This window comes from Niallia sp. FSL K6-0212 (assembly GCF_038007605.1).
Taxonomy (GTDB): Bacteria; Bacillota; Bacilli; order Bacillales; family Cytobacillaceae; genus Niallia; species Niallia circulans.
The window spans coordinates 1,190,619-1,210,122 of record NZ_JBBOXL010000001.1 but is presented as its reverse complement, the minus strand read 5'-3'; the positions used below and the strand labels follow the sequence as shown (position 1 = coordinate 1,210,122).

At 38.8% G+C, this 19,504-nt stretch carries 17 protein-coding genes; 10 read left to right on the top strand and 7 right to left on the bottom strand.

The window, feature by feature from the left end; translation table 11 throughout:
• The first annotated feature begins 4 nt into the window (after positions 1 to 4).
• The 4 genes from MHH96_RS05515 to rlmH all read left to right on the top strand — a co-directional run bounded on the left by MHH96_RS05515 (position 5) and on the right by rlmH (position 3,221).
• Entirely contained in the window at positions 5 to 793 is a 789-nt protein-coding gene (locus MHH96_RS05515) for an MBL fold metallo-hydrolase (protein ID WP_047941022.1), read from the top strand.
• 188 nt (positions 794 to 981) lie between these two features.
• Positions 982 to 2,193, top strand: coding sequence for a S1C family serine protease (locus tag MHH96_RS05510; RefSeq protein WP_095320359.1), 1,212 nt, complete (start codon positions 982 to 984; stop codon positions 2,191 to 2,193).
• 306 nt (positions 2,194 to 2,499) lie between these two features.
• Complete coding sequence (locus MHH96_RS05505) at positions 2,500 to 2,661, top strand: CxxH/CxxC protein (protein WP_016201499.1); 162 nt, start codon at positions 2,500 to 2,502, stop codon at positions 2,659 to 2,661.
• Between the two features lie 80 nt (positions 2,662 to 2,741).
• Positions 2,742 to 3,221: a 23S rRNA (pseudouridine(1915)-N(3))-methyltransferase RlmH gene (gene rlmH / locus MHH96_RS05500; RefSeq protein ID WP_047941020.1), complete on the top strand. Its 480-nt coding sequence runs from the start codon at positions 2,742 to 2,744 to the stop codon at positions 3,219 to 3,221.
• A gap of 63 nt (positions 3,222 to 3,284) precedes the next feature.
• Here rlmH and MHH96_RS05495 read toward each other — a convergent pair whose 3' ends face one another.
• Positions 3,285 to 3,749, bottom strand: coding sequence for a phage tail protein (locus MHH96_RS05495; RefSeq protein WP_328283405.1), 465 nt, complete (start codon positions 3,747 to 3,749; stop codon positions 3,285 to 3,287).
• 21 nt (positions 3,750 to 3,770) lie between these two features.
• Positions 3,771 to 4,250, bottom strand: coding sequence for a GyrI-like domain-containing protein (locus tag MHH96_RS05490; RefSeq protein ID WP_095321899.1), 480 nt, complete (start codon positions 4,248 to 4,250; stop codon positions 3,771 to 3,773).
• 109 nt (positions 4,251 to 4,359) lie between these two features.
• Here MHH96_RS05490 and MHH96_RS05485 point away from each other — a divergent pair, with 109 nt between their 5' ends.
• Positions 4,360 to 5,322 carry a helix-turn-helix transcriptional regulator gene (locus MHH96_RS05485; RefSeq protein WP_328283403.1) on the top strand — a complete coding sequence of 321 codons (963 nt, stop codon included), beginning with the start codon at positions 4,360 to 4,362 and terminating at the stop codon, positions 5,320 to 5,322.
• Positions 5,323 to 5,578: 256 nt separating this feature from the next.
• On the opposite strand, the gene pdxR is transcribed toward MHH96_RS05485, so the two are convergent.
• A complete protein-coding gene (gene pdxR, locus MHH96_RS05480) occupies positions 5,579 to 7,003 on the bottom strand; it encodes a MocR-like pyridoxine biosynthesis transcription factor PdxR (RefSeq protein ID WP_328283402.1) in 1,425 nt (474 codons plus the stop codon).
• Positions 7,004 to 7,137: 134 nt separating this feature from the next.
• Between pdxR and MHH96_RS05475 the strand changes: the two genes are divergently transcribed.
• Positions 7,138 to 8,055, top strand: coding sequence for a DMT family transporter (locus MHH96_RS05475; protein WP_328283401.1), 918 nt, complete (start codon positions 7,138 to 7,140; stop codon positions 8,053 to 8,055).
• Positions 8,056 to 8,204: 149 nt separating this feature from the next.
• On the opposite strand, the gene MHH96_RS05470 is transcribed toward MHH96_RS05475, so the two are convergent.
• The 4 genes from MHH96_RS05470 to moaC form a co-directional block, all read right to left on the bottom strand.
• Entirely contained in the window at positions 8,205 to 9,407 is a 1,203-nt protein-coding gene (locus MHH96_RS05470; RefSeq protein WP_341116878.1) for an AGE family epimerase/isomerase, read from the bottom strand.
• A 123-nt stretch (positions 9,408 to 9,530) separates the two neighbouring features.
• The gene (locus tag MHH96_RS05465; protein ID WP_341118106.1) at positions 9,531 to 10,337 is read right to left on the bottom strand and encodes an SDR family oxidoreductase; all 807 of its coding nucleotides are present in this window, start codon (positions 10,335 to 10,337) and stop codon (positions 9,531 to 9,533) included.
• A gap of 466 nt (positions 10,338 to 10,803) precedes the next feature.
• The gene (locus MHH96_RS05460) at positions 10,804 to 11,907 is read right to left on the bottom strand and encodes a hypothetical protein (RefSeq protein WP_047941014.1); all 1,104 of its coding nucleotides are present in this window, start codon (positions 11,905 to 11,907) and stop codon (positions 10,804 to 10,806) included.
• Positions 11,908 to 12,147: 240 nt separating this feature from the next.
• Positions 12,148 to 12,636 (bottom strand): cyclic pyranopterin monophosphate synthase MoaC, encoded by a 489-nt coding sequence (gene moaC, locus MHH96_RS05455; protein WP_047941013.1) that lies wholly within the window; start codon positions 12,634 to 12,636, stop codon positions 12,148 to 12,150.
• Positions 12,637 to 12,722: 86 nt separating this feature from the next.
• On the opposite strand from moaC, the gene modA reads away from it, so the two are divergent.
• The 4 genes from modA to narH all read left to right on the top strand — a co-directional run bounded on the left by modA (position 12,723) and on the right by narH (position 19,426).
• Positions 12,723 to 13,496: a molybdate ABC transporter substrate-binding protein gene (gene modA / locus MHH96_RS05450; protein ID WP_053215596.1), complete on the top strand. Its 774-nt coding sequence runs from the start codon at positions 12,723 to 12,725 to the stop codon at positions 13,494 to 13,496.
• Positions 13,497 to 13,509: 13 nt separating this feature from the next.
• Positions 13,510 to 14,172 carry a molybdate ABC transporter permease subunit gene (gene modB / locus MHH96_RS05445; RefSeq protein ID WP_047941012.1) on the top strand — a complete coding sequence of 221 codons (663 nt, stop codon included), beginning with the start codon at positions 13,510 to 13,512 and terminating at the stop codon, positions 14,170 to 14,172.
• Positions 14,173 to 14,277: 105 nt separating this feature from the next.
• Entirely contained in the window at positions 14,278 to 17,961 is a 3,684-nt protein-coding gene (locus tag MHH96_RS05440; protein WP_047941011.1) for a nitrate reductase subunit alpha, read from the top strand.
• Entirely contained in the window at positions 17,951 to 19,426 is a 1,476-nt protein-coding gene (gene narH, locus MHH96_RS05435) for a nitrate reductase subunit beta (RefSeq protein ID WP_047941010.1), read from the top strand. Before MHH96_RS05440 ends, narH begins: the two co-directional genes overlap by 11 nt.
• The last annotated feature ends 78 nt before the right edge of the window (positions 19,427 to 19,504 follow it).

The window sequence follows — 19,504 nt, the reverse complement described above, 5'->3', positions numbered from 1 at the left end:
GAAAATGCGGTTTAGTGTTCTCGCAAGTGGCAGTACAGGAAATGCCATTTTTGTTGAATCAGGAGAACATTCCTTTTTAGTGGATGCCGGATTAAGCGGAAAGCAAATGGAAGGCTTATTTCAAGGCATTGAACGAAAAATGAGTGATCTAACAGGCATATTAGTAACACATGAGCATAGCGACCATATTAAAGGGGTAGGTATTGTTGCAAGAAAGTATAAACTGCCGATCTATGCGAATGAAAAAACATGGAAAGCAATGGATCCACTCATTGGGGAAATTCCAGTCGAGCAGAAATTTCATTTTGATATGGAAACCGTAAAGACATTCGGCAATGTATCCATTGAATCCTTTGGCGTATCTCATGATGCGGCAGAGCCAATGTTTTATGTATTTCATGAAGGGGAGAAAAAGCTCGTTCTTATCACAGATACTGGGTACGTAAGTGATCGAATGAAAGGAATTATTTCCAATGCAGATTCGTATGTATTTGAAAGCAATCATGATGTGCAGATGCTGCGGATGGGAAAATATCCATGGAATATTAAAAGACGTATCTTAAGTGATGTGGGACATGTCTGTAACGAGGATGCTGCGATAGCCATGAGTGAAGTGATTGGAGATCGTACAAAGCATATATACCTTGCGCACTTAAGCTTAGATAATAATATGAAGGATCTAGCAAGGATGTCAGTTGGACAGACATTAGAAAGCCGTGGCGTTGGTTTGGGGGAACAGGTTCATTTATTTGATACCGATCCAAGGATACCGACAAAGCTAATGGCTATATAGCAGGATTGAAAAAAGCGGATAGTTAGATATTCGCTTTTTTTACTAGAGAAATAAAAGTATGGCAGGAAGGCTTTTGGGCATGATAGGGAGAAAACTTCTTGAAGTATTTCGTTTGTTTTTTTAAAAAACAGGAAAAATAATAAGGATATAGGTTAAGGATGATTTTTAGATTATGTCTTTAGAAAGGAATGAAGCTTGTGGAGTATGATTACGGTAATCGGGGAGATGGGCCAAAGAGAGGCTCAAGAAGAGGCTATTTCTTCTCTGGATTTATAGGTGCGGTGATAGGAGCATTACTAGTATTATTATTAAGCCCCCGCTTGACGGACTTAGCGATTTTTCAGAATGGAAATGAAAATGAGCAAATCGTAACTAATTCTGATGGGATAAAAACACAGAATATTTCATTGAACGTGGAAACGGATATTACAAAGGCAGTGGATAAAGCAGCGGACTCAGTTGTCGGAATTACCAATCTGCAGTCCTCTAATTTCTGGGCAGATGAAACAACAGCCCAAGAAGCGGGCACAGGTTCTGGAGTTATATATAAGAAAAGTGGGGGCAAAGCATTTATTGTCACAAATAATCATGTAGTCCAAGGAGCAACGGAACTTGAGGTCACGTTATCCGATGGAAAAAAAATTAACGCTAAGCTAATAGGTGCTGATATTTGGACCGATTTAGCAGTAGTCGAAGTAGCTGCAAAAGAGATAACAAAAGTAGCAGAGTTCGGCAATTCTGATAGCTTAAAGGCAGGTGAACCAGTCATTGCAATTGGGAATCCTCTTGGATTAACGTTTTCTGGTTCTGTCACGCAAGGAATCATATCTGGCTTACAGCGGACCATCCCTGTCGATATAAATGAAGATGGGACACCTGATTGGCAATCAGAAGTTATTCAAACAGATGCAGCGATTAATCCAGGAAATAGTGGTGGTGCACTGGTTAATATCGAAGGACAGCTTATTGGTATTAATAGCATGAAGATTGCTGAATCTGCGGTAGAGGGAATTGGACTTGCGATTCCGATTAACTCAGCGATTCCAATTATTGAGGATTTAGAACAACATGGAGAAGTGCAGCGGCCTTATATGGGGGTAGAACTACAATCTGTTAGTGATATTCCAGGCTATTATCAGCAGGAAGCTTTGAAATTACCGAATGATGTTACAACAGGTGTTGCGATAAAAGATGTTTCACGAAATTCTCCAGCACAAAAAGCAGGATTAAAAGAGCTAGATGTTATCGTGGAACTAGATGGGGAAGAAATAGTCGATTTAATTGCGTTAAGAAAGCATTTATATACGGAGAAGAAAATCGGCGATAAAATGGAAGTGAAATATTATCGAAACGGTAAGCTAGAAACAACAGAGCTTACGTTATCAGAGGAAGAAATGTAGTTAAGGAAGTAGAGCGAAGCCTTATTTAGGTATCGCTCTACTTTTTTTATGTGTATGTATTTTTTGAATGGAGATACTATTGCTGAATAGATGTAATGGAGCGAAATAGTTTCTGTAAAAAATAATAAAATGCTTGTGGATAAGGTTTTATCGAAAAAGGCTGAGGAATTTTATTAGAGTAGTTGCAGTTTTTAGATAGAATGATAAGATGGAATGTGGATAACTAATAATAAGGTCAAGAAGAAATATTATCCACAATTATTTATAGAAAAATGAAAACAGCAAGAGGTAAAAGGAGAAGAAGATATGATTTATAGTTGTGCTGAACACGTTGATATAGCAATAGATTCCGTTGTAAATGAGTATGAAACCTTTCCGATTTTAGAACAAATTTCAGAAGAAGAAAAGTTATCAACAACCTGTGAATATTGTAAAAATAATGCCATATATATGGTGGCGAACAAGTGATTCCATACTATATGTGGATTAAAAATGTGGATATGTGGATAAGTATTGTGGATATCTTGTTTGTAAAGTGAGGAAAGCATGTGAATATCTCAATTATTACAGTAGGAAAGTTAAAAGAAAAATATTTAAAGCTTGGAATCGAAGAATATACAAAAAGACTTTCAAGCTATTCTAAAATAGAAATTATAGAAGTGCCAGACGAAAAGGCACCAGAAATTTTAAGCGATGCCGAGATGCTGCAAGTGAAGAAAAAAGAAGGAGAAAGAATCCTTGCCAAAGTTCCAGCTGATGCACATGTTATTGCACTAGCAATAGAGGGCAAGCAAAAGTCATCCGAAGAGTTAGCCGACACAATTGATAAATTAGGTACATATGGGAAGAGCAAAGTGACATTTATTATTGGCGGATCGTTGGGATTAAGCGATGAAGTGTTAAGGCGAGCAGATGACAAGTTGTCGTTTAGCAAGATGACATTTCCCCATCAATTGATGCGGTTGATTCTGGTGGAGCAGGTTTATCGGGCTTTTCGGATTATGAGGGGAGAACCGTACCACAAGTAAATAAGCTAAGCAAAAATAAAAACAGCACCTCTATTTTTATGAAGAGGTGCTGCTTTACTAACGTTAATATTCGCCTTTAATAACAAAAAACGAGCCTCGGATTGTTCCAGCTAACTTAGATTTCTGCCTAGCAAACTTAAATTTCCCTTCTAATTCCTTTGGTACTTCCATCCCATCTGAAAGCTTAAAACCAACGGCGCGCTTTTTCGGGTCATCTACTGTATACAGAACGTTAATTGCAAGACCATCCTCATAAAAGACGTAGGTCCATTTGATATATTCTACTTGAAAGGTTGAAGTTTCTAAAGGCTTGGCTGCAAATTCAATACCACGTTCTTCTTTTAAAATTCGGTTTACATAATTTAGGGTTTCACAGGACTCATTAGCTGGTACAACCGTAAATTCATGCTTATATTTGTTCATAAAGTAACGAGCCTCGTTAGCTCGTAAGCCAGCAATTGCTTCTGCTATAGGTGAAGATTCTAAACCAATCGTAGACACATTTTTAAAATCAACGATATAGGCCATTCCTATCCCTCCATATCCTTCTTATTTCCTTACAACAGGAATCCACATCTCACCAAGTAATAAGCCGTTTCGCTGTCCCATTTCTACCACTGTATTTGGTCCACCAACATAGGCGAAATTCTTAGCTTCAGGCAAGATTTGACCAAATGCAATGCCAGTAAGCATATTCTGCAATTCATCAGTGCTCTTACTTTCCCCTTTAACTACTAAGTATTCTCCTTTAGGAAATTGAATCATTCTGTCCGCTTCTGGTAATGATTGCTCTGTCATGACCCCGACATAATGCATCATCTTGTTGTTTACTGCTTCGTTTACGATAAAAATATAGTCATTTGTGGCAATGGCTTTTAAGGTGTCAAGCTTTCCTTCTTGTTTGACTGCTTGCCAAAAGTCCGCTTTTTCCTTTGTTATGCCCGCATAGTCTGTGTAATCACTCTTAAGTTCAGTTCCAATCCCTAAAACGATAAAGCTGTCTTTTTCTTCTAGCATATAATCTGCCATATTCAACACTTCCTCTTTAAGAATTTAATCAAATGATTTTTCTTTTCACTTGATAGATATATAATAAACTTAAACCATGTCAAAAAATGATACTGTTTAGGGGGACGGGATGAAAAAGGTTGAACGAATTAATACCATTATGCGGTATATTAACAACCGCGCCAACTTTACAATTTCTGAAATCATGAGAGAATTTAACATCTCTCGTTCGACAGCAATTAGAGACATCAGAGAAATTGAAGCGATGGGGATGCCACTTGTCGCAGAAGTTGGAAGGGACGGGGGATATTTTGTTATGAATAATTCTGTCCTGCCAACTGTTCGCTTTACCGATAATGAAATTAAGGCTCTTTTTATTGCCTTTATGGCTACGAGAAACCAACAGCTCCCTTATTTAAAGAGTCGTCAGTCACTAGCTGAAAAATTACTAGGACTCATTTCGGAAACCCAGCAAGATGACCTTGTTCTTTTAAATCGCATCTTGCTATTTGAAGGGACCAACCCGAATAATCCTGATCTGCTTGATTTGTCAGATCTTCCTCATCCCATGTTAGAAAAATTAATCCAATTACTTATTATGGATAGATATTTACTAATTACTATTAGAGAGGAGAAAGTCATAAAGTCCTATCCTATTTACCTCTTGAACCTTTATCGTGAAAAAAGCCTGTGGCTGATTGAAGGCTTTGATTTAAAGGAAGAGAAGAAACGGATTTTGCCTGTCGACAATCTCACAGATGTAGAACCATGCACTACCAATAATAGATTAAGTAGGAAAAAGATTTTAGAAAAACTAAGTAAGCAGGAGGAAGTAATCAATCTTGTCCTTGAACTTGGTCCAAAGGCAATTGCACAGTATAAGAAATACCATCCGTTAAGAATGTCCATTTCTTATACGAATCCTTACCAAACTACAGCCATTCTAAAGACTTTTATCAATGTTAATCATTCCGAAGAATTAACCGAAATAACAAATTGGCTATTATTCCTAGGTGAGGATATCAAGGTTAGGGAAATGCCTGTAGAAATCTTGGAAGGTTTACAAAAGAGACTACTCCTATATTGTCCATAATCAATGCTTGTTAGACCATATTTATATAGATTACGTTGAACCAGTAAATAAGGTATTGGTTTGCTTTTGACAAGTGAGAGACGAATCATGCTAAGCGTATCCGTTGTAACTGCATGATAATCAGAAGAGAATGATGTCATGCTCAATGATATTCCTGCTTTCATAAATCAGTTGTCAATTGCTTTACCAATATCTGCCCTCCATTAAAAAGGGATTTCTTCAAATCAGCTATTATTGGATTATTTAGTAGTGTTGTTTAATTTTTCCGTCCCGACTCTGCTTCTATCACATTTCTCAAGAGCTTTACTCCTTCTGCTAATTCCGTATCAGTTAAATTTCCATATCCGAAAATAAGCTTGTTGTTGTGTTTTCCTTTAATTAAAGCATGTTTCTCTACGGAAAAGATATTAACTCCTTTATTTTTGATTTCATTTAAGATCTTTTGTGGGAACTTAAAACTAAATTTAACAACTAGGTGAATGCCTGTTGAAGCACCAAGAATTTCAATTAGGTCTCCAAATTCCTTTTTTAGACATCCTATTAAGAAATCTCTCTTTTTTTTATATAGTTTCCTCATTTTAACTACATGTTTCTCTAAGTGTCCATCTTTTATAAAACGTGCTAAAATTACTTGCTCAATAGTTGGAGAGTGATAATCAGTGTATCTTTTAAGATTTTTGGCTTCTTCTACCAGTGCATTTGGCAAAATGACATAACCAATTCGCAGGCTGGGTGATAAGATTTTACTAAAAGTCCCTATGTAAATAACTCGTTCAGGAAATAATCCTTGTAGTGAACTTACTGGATGACCAGAATAGCGAAATTCACTATCATAATCGTCCTCTAGAATATAACTATTTGTTTCCTTAGCAAAATTGATAAGTTGAATTCTTCTTTGAATTGGTAATATTCCACCTAAAGGGAATTGATGAGAGGGAGTAACGAAAATAATGTTTTCTTTTTTTTTCGTTGTAAGCCATTCTGTTTGCATTCCAAATTCATCGACTGGAATAGGAGTAATATTAGCACCTCGTTCAATAAAAATTTCAGGAATTTCTTTCGTTACTGGATCCTCTATTAATACTTCGGAGTTAGTCTTTACTAATAGTTTAGCTAGAAGTGTGAATGCTTGAGTAGCTCCAGAGGTGATGATAATTTGACTAGGATGACAGCTTATTCCTCTAGTTCTATAAAGGTAGCTTGATAATACCACCCGTAACTCTTCACTTCCTTCAGGTGAACTATAACCAAATAATGAGTCTTCAATCGTTTCAAAAACGTCCTTTCCTATACTGGCCCACTTTTTTCGAGGAAACTTTTTTAAACAAGGTACGCCGGAACGAAAGTCAATGAAATTATTTGTCCTTACCTTACTCATTGAATCAGTACTTTTTTCAGAGATAGGGCGTTCCTCATTCGTAGGAAAGCCCTCTAGTGATATTCCAAATTCCACGAAAGTTCCAACTCCTTGTTTAGATTTAATGTATCCCTCAGCGATTAATTGATCATAGGCTTCGAGAACGACACTTCGAGACACGTCTAAAATGGCAGCTAAATCACGACTCGAGGGAAGTCGGTCCCCCTCAAGAAGTTCTCCTCGTAAAATCTGTTCTTTAATTTTCACGTATATTTGTTGAAATATTGGTTTTTCTGAAGTTCTATCTAATTCAATCCAAATCATCATTATCACCTAAAGTGTTCATATTGGTTTTAAAAATAAATGATAATTGGTCCTTTAATAAACCAATTTACAATGTTAATTTTACTGTAACACCAGTTTAAATGGAATAATTACTTGAGATGGAGTTGGTTATATTGAGTGAAAGGATTGTAGCATACCTTAAAGTTATTGCGGCAATGACCATTGTAGGGAGTTCGGTGGTTGCAGGAAAAATATTAATTCAAACGATGCCGATATTTTTAGCATCTGAGCTAAGGTTTTTAGTAGCCTCCCTGATATTAGTCCCTTTACTGATTTACAAGGAGGGGATTCCTTCCTTAAGTAAAAGGGATATTGTCATTCTCTTTTTTCAATCTCTGATGGGAGTATTTTTATTTAGTATCTTTATGCTGTATGGTTTAAAATATACTACTGCAATGGAGGCAGGAATAGTTACTAGTACTTTACCAGCAATGGTTGCTCTTCTTGCTTACTTTATAATTAAAGAGAAACTTACAAGAAATAAAATAGCGGGTATAATAACTGCTATTTTAGGAGTCATCATTCTTAACGTTTCAGGAGTGATGCAAGAGATGTCGGGCAGTCATCTAGAAATAGTAGGTAACTTCCTTGTTTTGGGGGCAGTGATGGGAGAAGCATTGTTTATCATTTTAGGTAAGTCTATATCAAAAAAAGTAAGTCCATTAACTATAACAACAGGAGTGTCTGTTATAGGGGGATTGTTATTTTTACCAATGGCTATTTATGATAGCATAACTGCTAATTATTCATTCGGTTCTGGTTATGATTGGCTTTTGCTTTTTTATTTTGGAATGGTTGTTACTGTTTTGGCTTTTTTGCTTATGTATCAAGGCATTGCTGTATTATCTGCTGCGACAGTAGGTATATTAACAAGCGTTTTGCCACTAAGCACAGTAGTTCTATCATTTTTCCTTTTGAAAGAACCACTTTATTATTACCATCTAATAGGACTATGCCTTATCTTTATGGCTATTTATTTTAGCTCGAGAGAAGAGAAAATACAGATGGATCAAGGGATTGGAAATAATTAAATCAAGTGCTAATCAGGCCACTAAGAGACAAATAATAGAAAAATAATCGGAAGATAGTGGAAAATCTAGAGACAAAAGCATCTTTTAGCCAAACCCACTAAAAGATGCTTTTTAATATCATAATCCAGGCCATTCTTTAGACATCTGGCTTATGGCAGAGCTAGTATGGATTGATAGCAGGCTGAGATGGGGTGGTAATCTGTTTTGGGAGGTGAGGTTTTTACATTGCTATATTTTTCATTCTCCCGGTTAAGCAGTGTATACCAACCACCATGTTCATGATCCATGAAATACTGGGCGGAATAAGTGAATAACTGATTATAATAATCCCAGTATTTTTGATTCTTTGTTTTTGCAGCTAGTAAGGCTGCGGCAGCGATTGCTTCTGACATAACCCAGTAATTTTTATCCGTATCAATGACTTCTAAGCTTGGCGATAGGGCAAAATAAATACCTCCATATTTTACATCCCAACCTTGTTCCCATCCTTTTGCGAATAATTTCTCTGCAGTCTCCTGCATCCAAGGTTCTGATTGATGTCTGACAAGCCACATTAAGAGTTTACTCCATTCAAATTGATGACCAGGGATAAATCCATATGGGCGGAATTCATCTTTTGTGTTGTCTTTATTGAATTGATAATCAGGCTGCCAGTCCGTTGTATAGTTTTCCCAAATCATTCCACTTGCACGGTCTGCTAATTCCTGGGTAACGCCCTCTGCTAGCTGGTAGGCCTTCTTTAAGTATTTTTCTTCATTTGTTGCTTCATATGCAGTCAGCATGGCTTCACACATATGCATGTTTGGGTTTTGCCCTCTATAAGAGGAAAGAGTGGTCCACGCAGCATCCCATTGGTCTTTGTAATATCCATGTTCCGGATCCCAAAAGTGATTTTCCACCACATTAAAGACGTTTTCCATCACTTCTCTGGCTTCTTTTATGCCAGCTTGGTAGGCGATAGAGGATGCTAATAATGTAAAGGCATGACCATAGGCCATTTTAGCAGCATCTTTTACATCCGTTCCATTCATTTCAAAGTAGTATCCATTATACTGTTTATCTAAATGATGTTCATGCAAAAATTGGATCCCATGTCGTGCGGCTTCTAAACACCAGTCTGGGCCATCTAAAATCGCACCAATACTAAAAATATAAATATACCGGCTAGTCGCTACTAAATGTTTAGTATCTGTGTCATTAATAGTACCATCATCTAAAAACCCATTAATATATCCGCCCTTTTCCTCATCGATACAGGCCGGATAATAAAAATGAAGTGTCTTAAATATATGTTTCTTCAATTCTCCCTTATCCTGATAATGGTCAAACTGGATATAACTTGAACCTTCCATATTGGCTACCCTCCTCCATTATGCGAGACATTGAATAGATAGCAGCAATCAAGACAGTATTTCCCTACCATGAGGAAAATACTGCTTGATTTTTTTTGCTGTCCGAATGACATATTTATCTAATTAAGAAGACATATATTGTCCACCATTCACATGGATGAATTGGCCAGTCATATAGGCAGAACCTTCAGAAGCAAGCAGGATGTATGGTTCTACAAGATCTGCTGGTTGACCAGGACGACCAAGAGGGGTAGAAACGCCAAATGATTCTTGCAGGTCGGTTGTCATGGTTGCTGGAATAAGTGGTGTCCAAATCGGTCCAGGTGCTACACCGTTAACTCGAATTCCCTTTGAGGCAAGTTCTTGCGCAATGGAACGAGTAAAGGATACAATAGCCCCTTTGGTAGATGTGTAATCAATCAATGCCTTATTGCCAACATATGCATTAATAGAAGCGGTATAGATTAAGCTATCACCAACTGATAAGTGGGGAATGGCAGCTTTAGTTAAATACACCATTGAAAAAAAGTTTACGTCAAATGTACGTTTCAATTGTTCAGCAGAGATTTCTAACACACTGTTTTTTACTTCCTGACGTGCTGCGTTATTAACAAGGATATTCAGTTTTCCATGCTGCTGAATGACATCTTCAACTAGTTGATTACAAAATGCCTCATCCGCTACATCTCCAGCATGCAACGTACATTTTACGCCTTCTTGCTCAATACGCTTTTTCGTATTTTCCGCATCCTCTTGTTCATTTAAGTAGGCGATAGCAATATCCGCGCCTTCCTTTGCATATCCAATCGCTACTGCCTTACCAATTCCGCTGTCTCCTCCAGTAATCAAGGCCACTTTTCCTTTCAATTTTCCAGAACCAACATGGGTTTCTAGCTCATAAATCGGGATAGGGTCCATTTCCTTTTCAATCCCCGGCTGCTCGGATTGTTTTTAAGGAGTGACTCCATTTGATAATATGGTTTGTTCGTCTAATTTACTCAATTGTAACGCCTCCCTAATTATTTATGTGTTATTTAACATTCCACCCTGTCTTGAGACTAAACTCCTTTTTGACATGCAACCGCTTAGTGGATTTTTTTACCTTTTTACCTAGGCGGAGTGTATAGCACCATCTGTCATATCAGGAATACTAGAGAATAAGTGGAATAGTTGATATATACCTTTTATAATTCGAGTGGCTCATATATTAATCGAATAATAGAGTGATGAAGTTTATCATAAATAGTGGCAGATCAAGGGATGAAATGAGAGAAAAGTAGGTTTTCAATACTATGAGCTTTTGCACGAGTTTGTAGAAGATTATATGAATGAAGAAGAGGGGGATCATAATAAAAAGGGAGTAATGAAACTCCCTTTTTTCACAAACATTAACTCTTTATTGATAATTAATAATCGCTGGGCTTGGATCCAGCTTTAAGACCTCTTCGGGACTTAGCACAGGTTTATCTTTGTTATAAAAGATTTTAAATCCACCGTATTGCACTGCTTCATTGCGCACGAATTTGCGATAGAGTGCCATTTTAGTATTAGAATCGCCCCACCCGTCATAATTTAAGGCTACTTCTACATTCTCGGTTGGCTTGATGGCTTCTTTGTTCGTTAATGCTTCGTCCATAAATTGATGGACAAGGACAATTTTATCGGGCAAATTATTTTCTTTTACCATTTCCGTTAAGTACTGCACTGCTTCTTGTACTTCAGCTCCGTCTACTTGACCAAGATTAACACCTGGAGTTTGTCCTTCTTTTACATGAAATTCCGTATCAATCGCTAGGTGGACATGAGGGAGCTTCAGCCATTTCTCAAGTAATTTCACCTGATTTAGAACGGAATCTGTTCCAAGTTGAACATCCAGCATAAGCAGGGCATTGTTTTCTTCCGCGAGAGTAGAATATTCATCAATTTGCTCTGGTGAAGTTGGATGGTAGTACTTCCCATCCGTCCCTGGATCACGCTGAGCTACGGTAGAAATGAGTTCAATCATTGGTACAGCAGGGCGTGAAGGGTCTGCATCTGAATATGCTTGGGTTTGCTCTTTTAATTTTGCCATTAATTCATCTGGCTCCATTTCTCCCAATATTCCCATTTTGGTAGAGTTTGGATGTCCGTAATACGCTATAAGTCTATGATTCTTTAAGGGACCATCGGTTTGATCATCAGCGCCTTTTACCAATGTTTCTCCAAGTGGAACCATTCTAGTGGGATCCTCCCCACGAGCTTCTGCACGTGGCATCTTCTCTATTTCCTCTTCAGCAACCTTTTCGTCAAGAGGAGAAGCACCTTCTGTTGGTTCCAGCGGTTTGTAGGATGGAGGAGGGTTCTCTTCTTCTATTGCTTTCTTCTCACTAGAAGTCTTTTCTTCCTGTGTCTGTTCTTCATCATGTTGTTCAGTTTCTTTAATAGTAGGAGTATTTTTCGAACAAGAGATGAGGAGCACAACAAGTAGTACTCCTGAAAATAGCAAGGCTAGTCTTTTCATGCTGTCACTTCCTTATGTATGGATTTCTTCCATCTATTATTCTAGATGTATTCCCCAAATGCAATAAAGTTAACAGGGAATATCTTATTTTTCATAGAATAGGAGCATTTAGTTAATAGATTCTCCCTTTCTTTCCAAGCGATTACCTATTTATAAATTAGGGTGCAATCATGGAAGGGGAGAGTATTAAAAAAAGCTGGATCAAACGTATCTGCTTGATCCAGCTTCCTCACTTAAATCTCACATTTCCTCTCGCTTATAATCGCCACTTTTCCCGCCAGACTTTTCCACTAGAAAGGTTGGCCCGATTACCATCCCTTTATCGACAGCCTTGCACATATCATAAATGGTTAAGCTTGTAACTGCGGCGGCCGTTAATGCTTCCATTTCGACCCCAGTGCTTCCTTTAGTTTTTACTTCTACTTGTATAATAAGCTCCCATTTATCCTCATTTTGTTTCCAATTAAATTGTATATCAACCCCACTTAGTGAAAGGGGGTGACACATGGGAATAATCGAAGAAGTTTGCTTTGCTGCCATAATACCAGCAACTTGTGCAACAGCAAGCACATCTCCTTTTGCAAACTCATGGTTTGTTATTTTTTTATAAATAAGTTCATTCACGATAATACTTGATTGACTAATAGCTGTGCGAGATGATTCCTGCTTGTCGGTGATATCAACCATCTTTGCCCTGCCTTGCTGATTAAAATGTGTGAAGTTTGTCACTAATATCACTCCTTGTTTGTAGTATAACAAAAGTAAATGGATGCGTCTTGCATCATTATCGGCTAAAAAAGATAAAGGAGGACCATATGTATAAATGGAAAGGCTTGATCATTATTTGTATCTGTTTCTTTTTTCTAGCGGGCTGTTCCTCGGAGAAAAGAGAAGTGAAGCTAACCGTGTCAGCCGCCGCGAGTTTAACGGATGCGATGGAGGAGCTTGTTGAGGCATTTGAATCAAGGGAACCTAATATAGCTATATCACTAAACCTAGCATCTTCAGGAGCATTACAACAACAAATTAGTCAAGGTGCACCAGTTGACATTTTCCTCTCAGCGGCCGAAGAGCCATTTAACTATTTAAATAAACAGGATTTGCTAGATAAGTCACATCAAGAATTATTATTACGTAATCAGTTAGTCCTGATTAAAAGAAAAGATACCTTCTCTCCGTTCAGCGAATTTAAGGATTTACTAGACGAACAGGTACAAGAAATTGCTATTGGGACACCAGAAAGTGTCCCAGCAGGTATCTATGCAAAACAGGCGCTCGAACATGTAGGGATATTTCATTCCCTTGAATCTAAATTAGTCTATGCAAAAGATGTTCGCCAAGTATTACAGTATGTGGAATCGGGAAGTGTTGATTTTGGATTCGTGTATGCCACGGACGTAATAGCCGCTAAGCAAGTAGAAGTAGAGCGAGTAGTCGATCAAGAATGGCATGATCCTATCCAGTATCCAATCGGAATTTTGAAAGATACCAAGCATAAGGAAGAAGCAGTCGCCTTTTATGACTTTTTGCGAAGTACAAAGGCAGACACTATTTTTGCGAAGTATGGGTTCACCACCGTAAACAAGTAAAGGAGAGTGCAGAATGAAAAGTAGCTTTTGGCAGCCTATTGAGCTCTCTTTATTAATTGCAATTAGCGCGACGCTTTTTGTAATCATATTAGGAATTGTAACGGCATGGTTCATGACGAAAAAAGAGTTTCCGGGCAAGGTGATCATAGAAGTCATTCTGCTATTACCAATTGTGTTACCACCAACAGTGATTGGTTTCCTGCTGATTATGCTATTTGGCAAGAAGGGTGTGATTGGGAAAGCTCTTGATTTTTCATTTGGCCAATCCTTAATGTTTACCGTTTCGGGAGCTATCCTTGCAGCTGTTGTGGTTGCTTTCCCATTAATGTATCAATCGGTGAAAAATGGGTTTGCGAGTATGGATCCATTAATAGAGGATGCAGCTCGAGTAGATGGTGCAAATAGTTGGCGTCTATTTCGACATATTTCACTACCATTATGTTCTCCCTTTCTTGTCACAGGCACAATATTAAGTTTTGCCAGAGCCTTAGGGGAATTTGGTGCAACGATTATGTTTGCAGGAAATATTCCGGGACAAACACAAACGCTTCCATTAGCGATTTATGTTGCTTTTGAATCTAACAAACTTGCACTCGCATGGAGCTGGGTGATGATGATGGTGATTATTTCTTTTGTTATGCTGCTTTTTATTCAAAAGAGGGCACGCCGCAGTTAATGCATCCATGTGTGATGTATTTCACACCTTAAGCTATTGGAGGATGTTTTAATAAGCTTATAAGCAACCTGCTTTGATGACAGGTCGGAATATGGAGGGATAAAGATGAAGAAAAAACCATCTCCACTTTGGCAACGATTAAACTATTTGAAACCAAAAGAAACATATAGCAATAACCATAGTCAATTACAAGAAGGAGACCGAGATTGGGAAAATGTGTATCGCAGAAGATTGCAGCATGATAAAGTAATCCGTTCCACTCATGGAGTGAACTGTACGGGTTCTTGCAGCTGGAACATCTTCGTGAAAGACGGCATTGTGACATGGGAAGGACAAAATGTGGATTACCCAACAACAGGACCAGACATGCCAGAATTTGAGCCAAGGGGCTGTCCGCGAGGTGCAAGTTTTTCCTGGTATTTATATAGCCCGCTGCGTGTGAAGTATCCTTATATTCGCAAAAAGCTACTATATTTATGGCGAGAGGCCATAGCGGAACACAAGAAACCATTAGATGCTTGGAAAAGCATTGTGGAAGATAAAGAAAAGGCCAATCAGTATAAAAGTGTTCGCGGAAAAGGCGGATTAGTACGGGCTGATTGGGAAGAAGTTACGCAAATTATTGCAGCGGCTGTTTTGTATACAACGGTAAAATACGGATCTGACCGCAATGTTGGCTTTTCTCCAATTCCAGCGATGTCCATGGTGAGTCATGCAGCGGGAAGCCGCTTTATGTCCCTAATAGGAGGACCGATGCTTAGCTTTTATGACTGGTATGCGGATTTGCCACCTGCATCTCCACAAATTTGGGGAGATCAGACAGATGTTCCAGAAAGCTCTGATTGGTTTAATGCTGGCTATATTATGACATGGGGCTCTAATGTTCCCTTAACACGTACACCAGATGCTCACTTCCTTGCCGAGGCAAGATATAAAGGAACAAAAGTGGTTTCTGTTAGTCCAGACTATGCGGAATCAACCAAATTCTCTGATGACTGGATGGCTGTCAAGCAAGGGACGGATGGTGCGGTAGCCATGGCAATGGGACATGTTATTTTAAATGAGTTTTATCATAAAAAACAAATTCCATACTTTGAATCTTATGCGAAACAATATACTGATTTTCCTTTCGCCGTTCGTTTGAAAAAAGTGGGATCAAGCTACCAGGCTGACCGCTTTTTACATGCAAAGGATCTAGGCCTTTCTGGTGAGCACAATGAGTGGAAGCCTGCTTTGTATAATGAGCGCACGGGGAATTTTGCTATTCCACAAGGAACAATAGGTTCGCGATGGGATAAAAAAGGGAAATGGAATCTGCATTTAGTGGATGAATATACAGGAGAAGCAATTGATCCAACGCTAAGCTTTCTAGGGCTAGAAGATGAGGTGATGGAAATTCAATTGCCCTACTTTGATGCAGAAAAGCGTTCCGTTATGAATCGTGCCGTTCCAGTAAAAGCAGTTGAATTAAATGGGCAAACAGAATATATCACAACAGTTTATGATCTTATGCTTGCTAATTACGGAATTGATCGGGGCATCGGTGGAGAAGTCGCGCAATCCTATGATGACATTGCGCCTTTTACTCCAGCATGGCAAGAGAGTATTAGTAATGTCGACCGAAACTTAGTTATTAAAATCGCAAAAGAATTTGCTCAAAATGCTATCGATACAAAAGGTCGTTCCATGATTATCATGGGTGCTGGTATTAACCATTGGTTCCATTCTGACACTATCTATCGTGCCATCATCAACTTAATTTTAATGGTTGGTGCACAAGGAGTAAATGGGGGAGGCTGGGCACATTATGTAGGGCAAGAAAAGCTTCGACCAGCAGAAGGGTGGAATACATTAGCTACAGCAAAAGATTGGCAGGCACCGCCTAAACTGCAAAATGGGACGTCATTTTTCTATTTTGCTACAGACCAGTGGCGTTACGAAGAAACGTCTGTTAATGAAATAACGGCTGCTACAGTTGAGAAAGCAAGATATGACCATCATGGGGATTATAATGTGCTAGCAGCTCGATTAGGATGGCTGCCATCCTATCCAACATTTAATAAAAATGGCATTGATATTTATAAAGAGGCAGTGGCGAAGGGCTGTCAAACACAAGAGGAAATTGCGCAATATGTGGCAAAAGAGTTAATGAATAAATCATTGCAATTTGCGATAGAAGACCCAGATAATCCAGTCAATTTTCCTCGTACGTTATTTGTTTGGCGCGCCAATTTAATCTCAAGCTCTGGAAAAGGGCATGAATATTTTCTAAAACATTTACTTGGAACAACACACGGATTGTTGAATGATGATCAATCTAGTATTCGACCAGATGAAATAAAATGGCGGGAAGAGGCACCAGAAGGAAAATTGGATCTTTTAATCGATCTTGATTTCCGGATGGCAGGAACGGGCTTGTATTCCGATATCATCTTACCAGCCGCGACCTGGTATGAAAAATTTGATCTATCAAGCACAGATATGCATCCCTTTGTACATCCATTTAATCCAGCAGTTGCTACGCCTTGGGAATCGAAGTCAGATTGGGATATATTCAAGAAACTAGCAAAAGGAGTTTCAGAGCTAGCTGAACAAATCGATATGGACGTAATTAAAGAAGTTGTAGCTACACCGCTGCAGCACGATACACCACAAGAAATGGCCCAGCCTTTTGGGGAGATTAAGGATTGGTCCAAAGGTGATTGTGAAGCAATTCCAGGCCGAACCATGCCAAATATTCATGTGGTAGAACGAGATTATAAGCAGATTTATAAAAAAATGATATCTCTGGGTCCGAATGTTGCCAAAAATCCATATGGCGGTAAAGGGATAAGCTGGTCCATGGAAAAAGAGTATGAACAAGTCAAGCATGCGATCGGTGTAGTAGAAGAAGAAGGCATTTCCAAAGGTCTCCCAAATATTGAAAGTGCAAGAGACGCCTGTCAGGCCATTCTCATGATGTCATCTACGACAAATGGCAAAATTGCAGTCAAGGCTTGGGAATCACTGGAACAGCAAACAAGCTTGAAGTTAAAAGATTTAGCTGCAGAGCGTGAAGAAGATCTATTTACATTAGAACAAATTAATGCTCAACCCAAAACGGTCATTACGTCACCTGCCTTCACTGGTTCGGAAAAAGGCGGGAGAAGGTATTCACCATTTACAACAAATATTGAGCGAATGATTCCTTTCCATACCATTACAGGAAGACAGTCCTTTTATTTAGATCATGAAATGATGAAGGAATTTGGAGAAGAAATGGCGACATTTAAGCCAATGCTCCACCATACACCTTTTCAGCAAGATCGTCCAAAGGTGGAAGGAAAAGAAATTACGTTAAATTATCTAACACCACATAATAAATGGTCTATTCACAGTATGTATTATGATGCACAGCCGATGCTGACATTGTTCAGAGGTGGACCAACGATATGGATGAACAAGGAAGATGCCAAAGAAGTAGATATAGAAGATAACGATTGGATTGAATGCTTTAACCGAAATGGTGTGGTTGTTGCCAGAGCGGTTGTCTCTCATCGAATTCCTAGAAGTGTTGCCTTTATGTACCATGCTCAAGACAGACATATTCATGTTCCTGGCACGAATCTTACGAAAAACCGAGGAGGGACACATAATAGTCCTACGCGAATCCATGTTAAGCCAACGCATATGATTGGTGGCTATGGCCAACTAAGCTATGGATTTAACTATTATGGACCAACTGGAAACCAACGGGATTTGCATGTGGTCATTAGAAAGATGAAGGAGGTGGAGTGGCTTGAAGATTAAAGCGCAAATTGGCATGGTGATGAATTTAGATAAATGTATTGGCTGTCATACATGTAGTGTTACATGTAAAAATACGTGGACCAATCGTCCAGGCGCAGAATACATGTACTTTAATAATGTCGAAACAAAACCTGGGATCGGCTATCCGAAACAATGGGAAGACCAAGAGAAATATAAAGGCGGCTGGGAGCTGGATAAAAAGGGTGAACTAAAACTGAAATCAGGTTCTAAAGTAAATCGATTATTCAACCTATTCTATAACCCAAATCAACCAGAGATTGATGATTATTATGAACCATGGAATTATGATTATGAAACATTGACAAACAGTCCGGAACGTAAGCATCAACCTGTTGCCCGAGCAAAGTCAGCTATTACTGGCGAGTTTATGGACTTAGAGTGGGGACCGAACTGGGAAGATGACCTTGCTGGCGGGCATATAACTGGTTTGCGTGATCCAAACGTTGTGCAAATGGAGGAATCAATAAAAACGGAGTTTGAAGATGTATTTATGATGTACTTGCCGCGAATATGTGAACATTGCATTAACGCACCTTGTGTGAGCTCCTGTCCATCTGGCGCGATGTATAAACGTGATGAAGATGGCATTGTACTTGTAGATCAGAATGCTTGTCGTGCTTGGAGACAATGTGTCAGCTCCTGTCCATATAAAAAAGTGTACTTTAACTGGAAAACAAGTAAAGCGGAGAAATGTACACTATGCTATCCAAGAATTGAAAATGGCCAGCCAACCATTTGCTCCGAAACATGTGTTGGCAGAATCCGTTATATCGGTGTCATGCTTTATGATGCTGATAAAGTATTGGAGGCAGCTTCTGTTAAAGAAGAGAAAGAATTGTATCAGGCACAATTAGATATTTTCTTAGATCCAAATGACCCAGAAGTAGTGAAGGAAGCGAAAAAAGAAGGCATCCCAATGGATTGGATTGAAGCCGCGCAGCAATCTCCATTATATAAAATGATCATCGACTGGAAGATTGCTTTACCATTACACCCTGAATACCGAACAATGCCAATGGTGTGGTATATTCCACCACTTAGCCCAGTTATGAATATGATAGAAGGAAAAGGCAGTCAAGCAGATACAGAAGATATCTTCCCGGCTATTGACGAAATGCGCATTCCGATTGAATATCTAGCTAATTTATTAACTGCTGGGGATACGGCTCATATTCGTACTGTATTAAAGAAAATGGCAGTTATGCGTAGCTATATGCGGGCCGAACAAACAGGGAAATCCTTTGATGTCTCTATTATTGAAGAGCTGGGGCTCGAGGAAAACGACATTAGAAAGATGTACCGACTGCTAGCTATTGCCAAATATAATGATCGCTTCGTTATTCCTAAAAGCCATAAGGAAGATATAGCAGATCTTTATTATGACCAAGGCGCTTGTGGATTGGATTTTGCTGGCGGGCCTGGCGCCTGTGGCGTCTTATCTTGATAAATGGTTCCACCCTTTCACGAGGAGAATAAATGATTAGAGCAAATATGAATGAAGGGATTTGCGTGGGGAAACCAC

Excerpts from the sequence above, each read along its gene's own strand:
- MHH96_RS05515 (WP_047941022.1), top strand. The coding sequence starts at position 5 with ATGCGGTTTAGTGTTCTCGCAAGTGGCAGTACAGGAAATGCCATTTTT.
- MHH96_RS05510 (WP_095320359.1), top strand. The coding sequence starts at position 982 with ATGAAGCTTGTGGAGTATGATTACGGTAATCGGGGAGATGGGCCAAAG.
- MHH96_RS05505 (WP_016201499.1), top strand. The coding sequence starts at position 2,500 with ATGATTTATAGTTGTGCTGAACACGTTGATATAGCAATAGATTCCGTT.
- MHH96_RS05495 (WP_328283405.1), bottom strand. The coding sequence starts at position 3,749 with ATGGCCTATATCGTTGATTTTAAAAATGTGTCTACGATTGGTTTAGAA.
- MHH96_RS05490 (WP_095321899.1), bottom strand. The coding sequence starts at position 4,250 with ATGGCAGATTATATGCTAGAAGAAAAAGACAGCTTTATCGTTTTAGGG.
- MHH96_RS05485 (WP_328283403.1), top strand. The coding sequence starts at position 4,360 with ATGAAAAAGGTTGAACGAATTAATACCATTATGCGGTATATTAACAAC.
- pdxR (WP_328283402.1), bottom strand. The coding sequence starts at position 7,003 with ATGATTTGGATTGAATTAGATAGAACTTCAGAAAAACCAATATTTCAA.
- MHH96_RS05470 (WP_341116878.1), bottom strand. The coding sequence starts at position 9,407 with ATGGAAGGTTCAAGTTATATCCAGTTTGACCATTATCAGGATAAGGGA.
- MHH96_RS05460 (WP_047941014.1), bottom strand. The coding sequence starts at position 11,907 with ATGAAAAGACTAGCCTTGCTATTTTCAGGAGTACTACTTGTTGTGCTC.
- modA (WP_053215596.1), top strand. The coding sequence starts at position 12,723 with ATGTATAAATGGAAAGGCTTGATCATTATTTGTATCTGTTTCTTTTTT.
- modB (WP_047941012.1), top strand. The coding sequence starts at position 13,510 with ATGAAAAGTAGCTTTTGGCAGCCTATTGAGCTCTCTTTATTAATTGCA.
- MHH96_RS05440 (WP_047941011.1), top strand. The coding sequence starts at position 14,278 with ATGAAGAAAAAACCATCTCCACTTTGGCAACGATTAAACTATTTGAAA.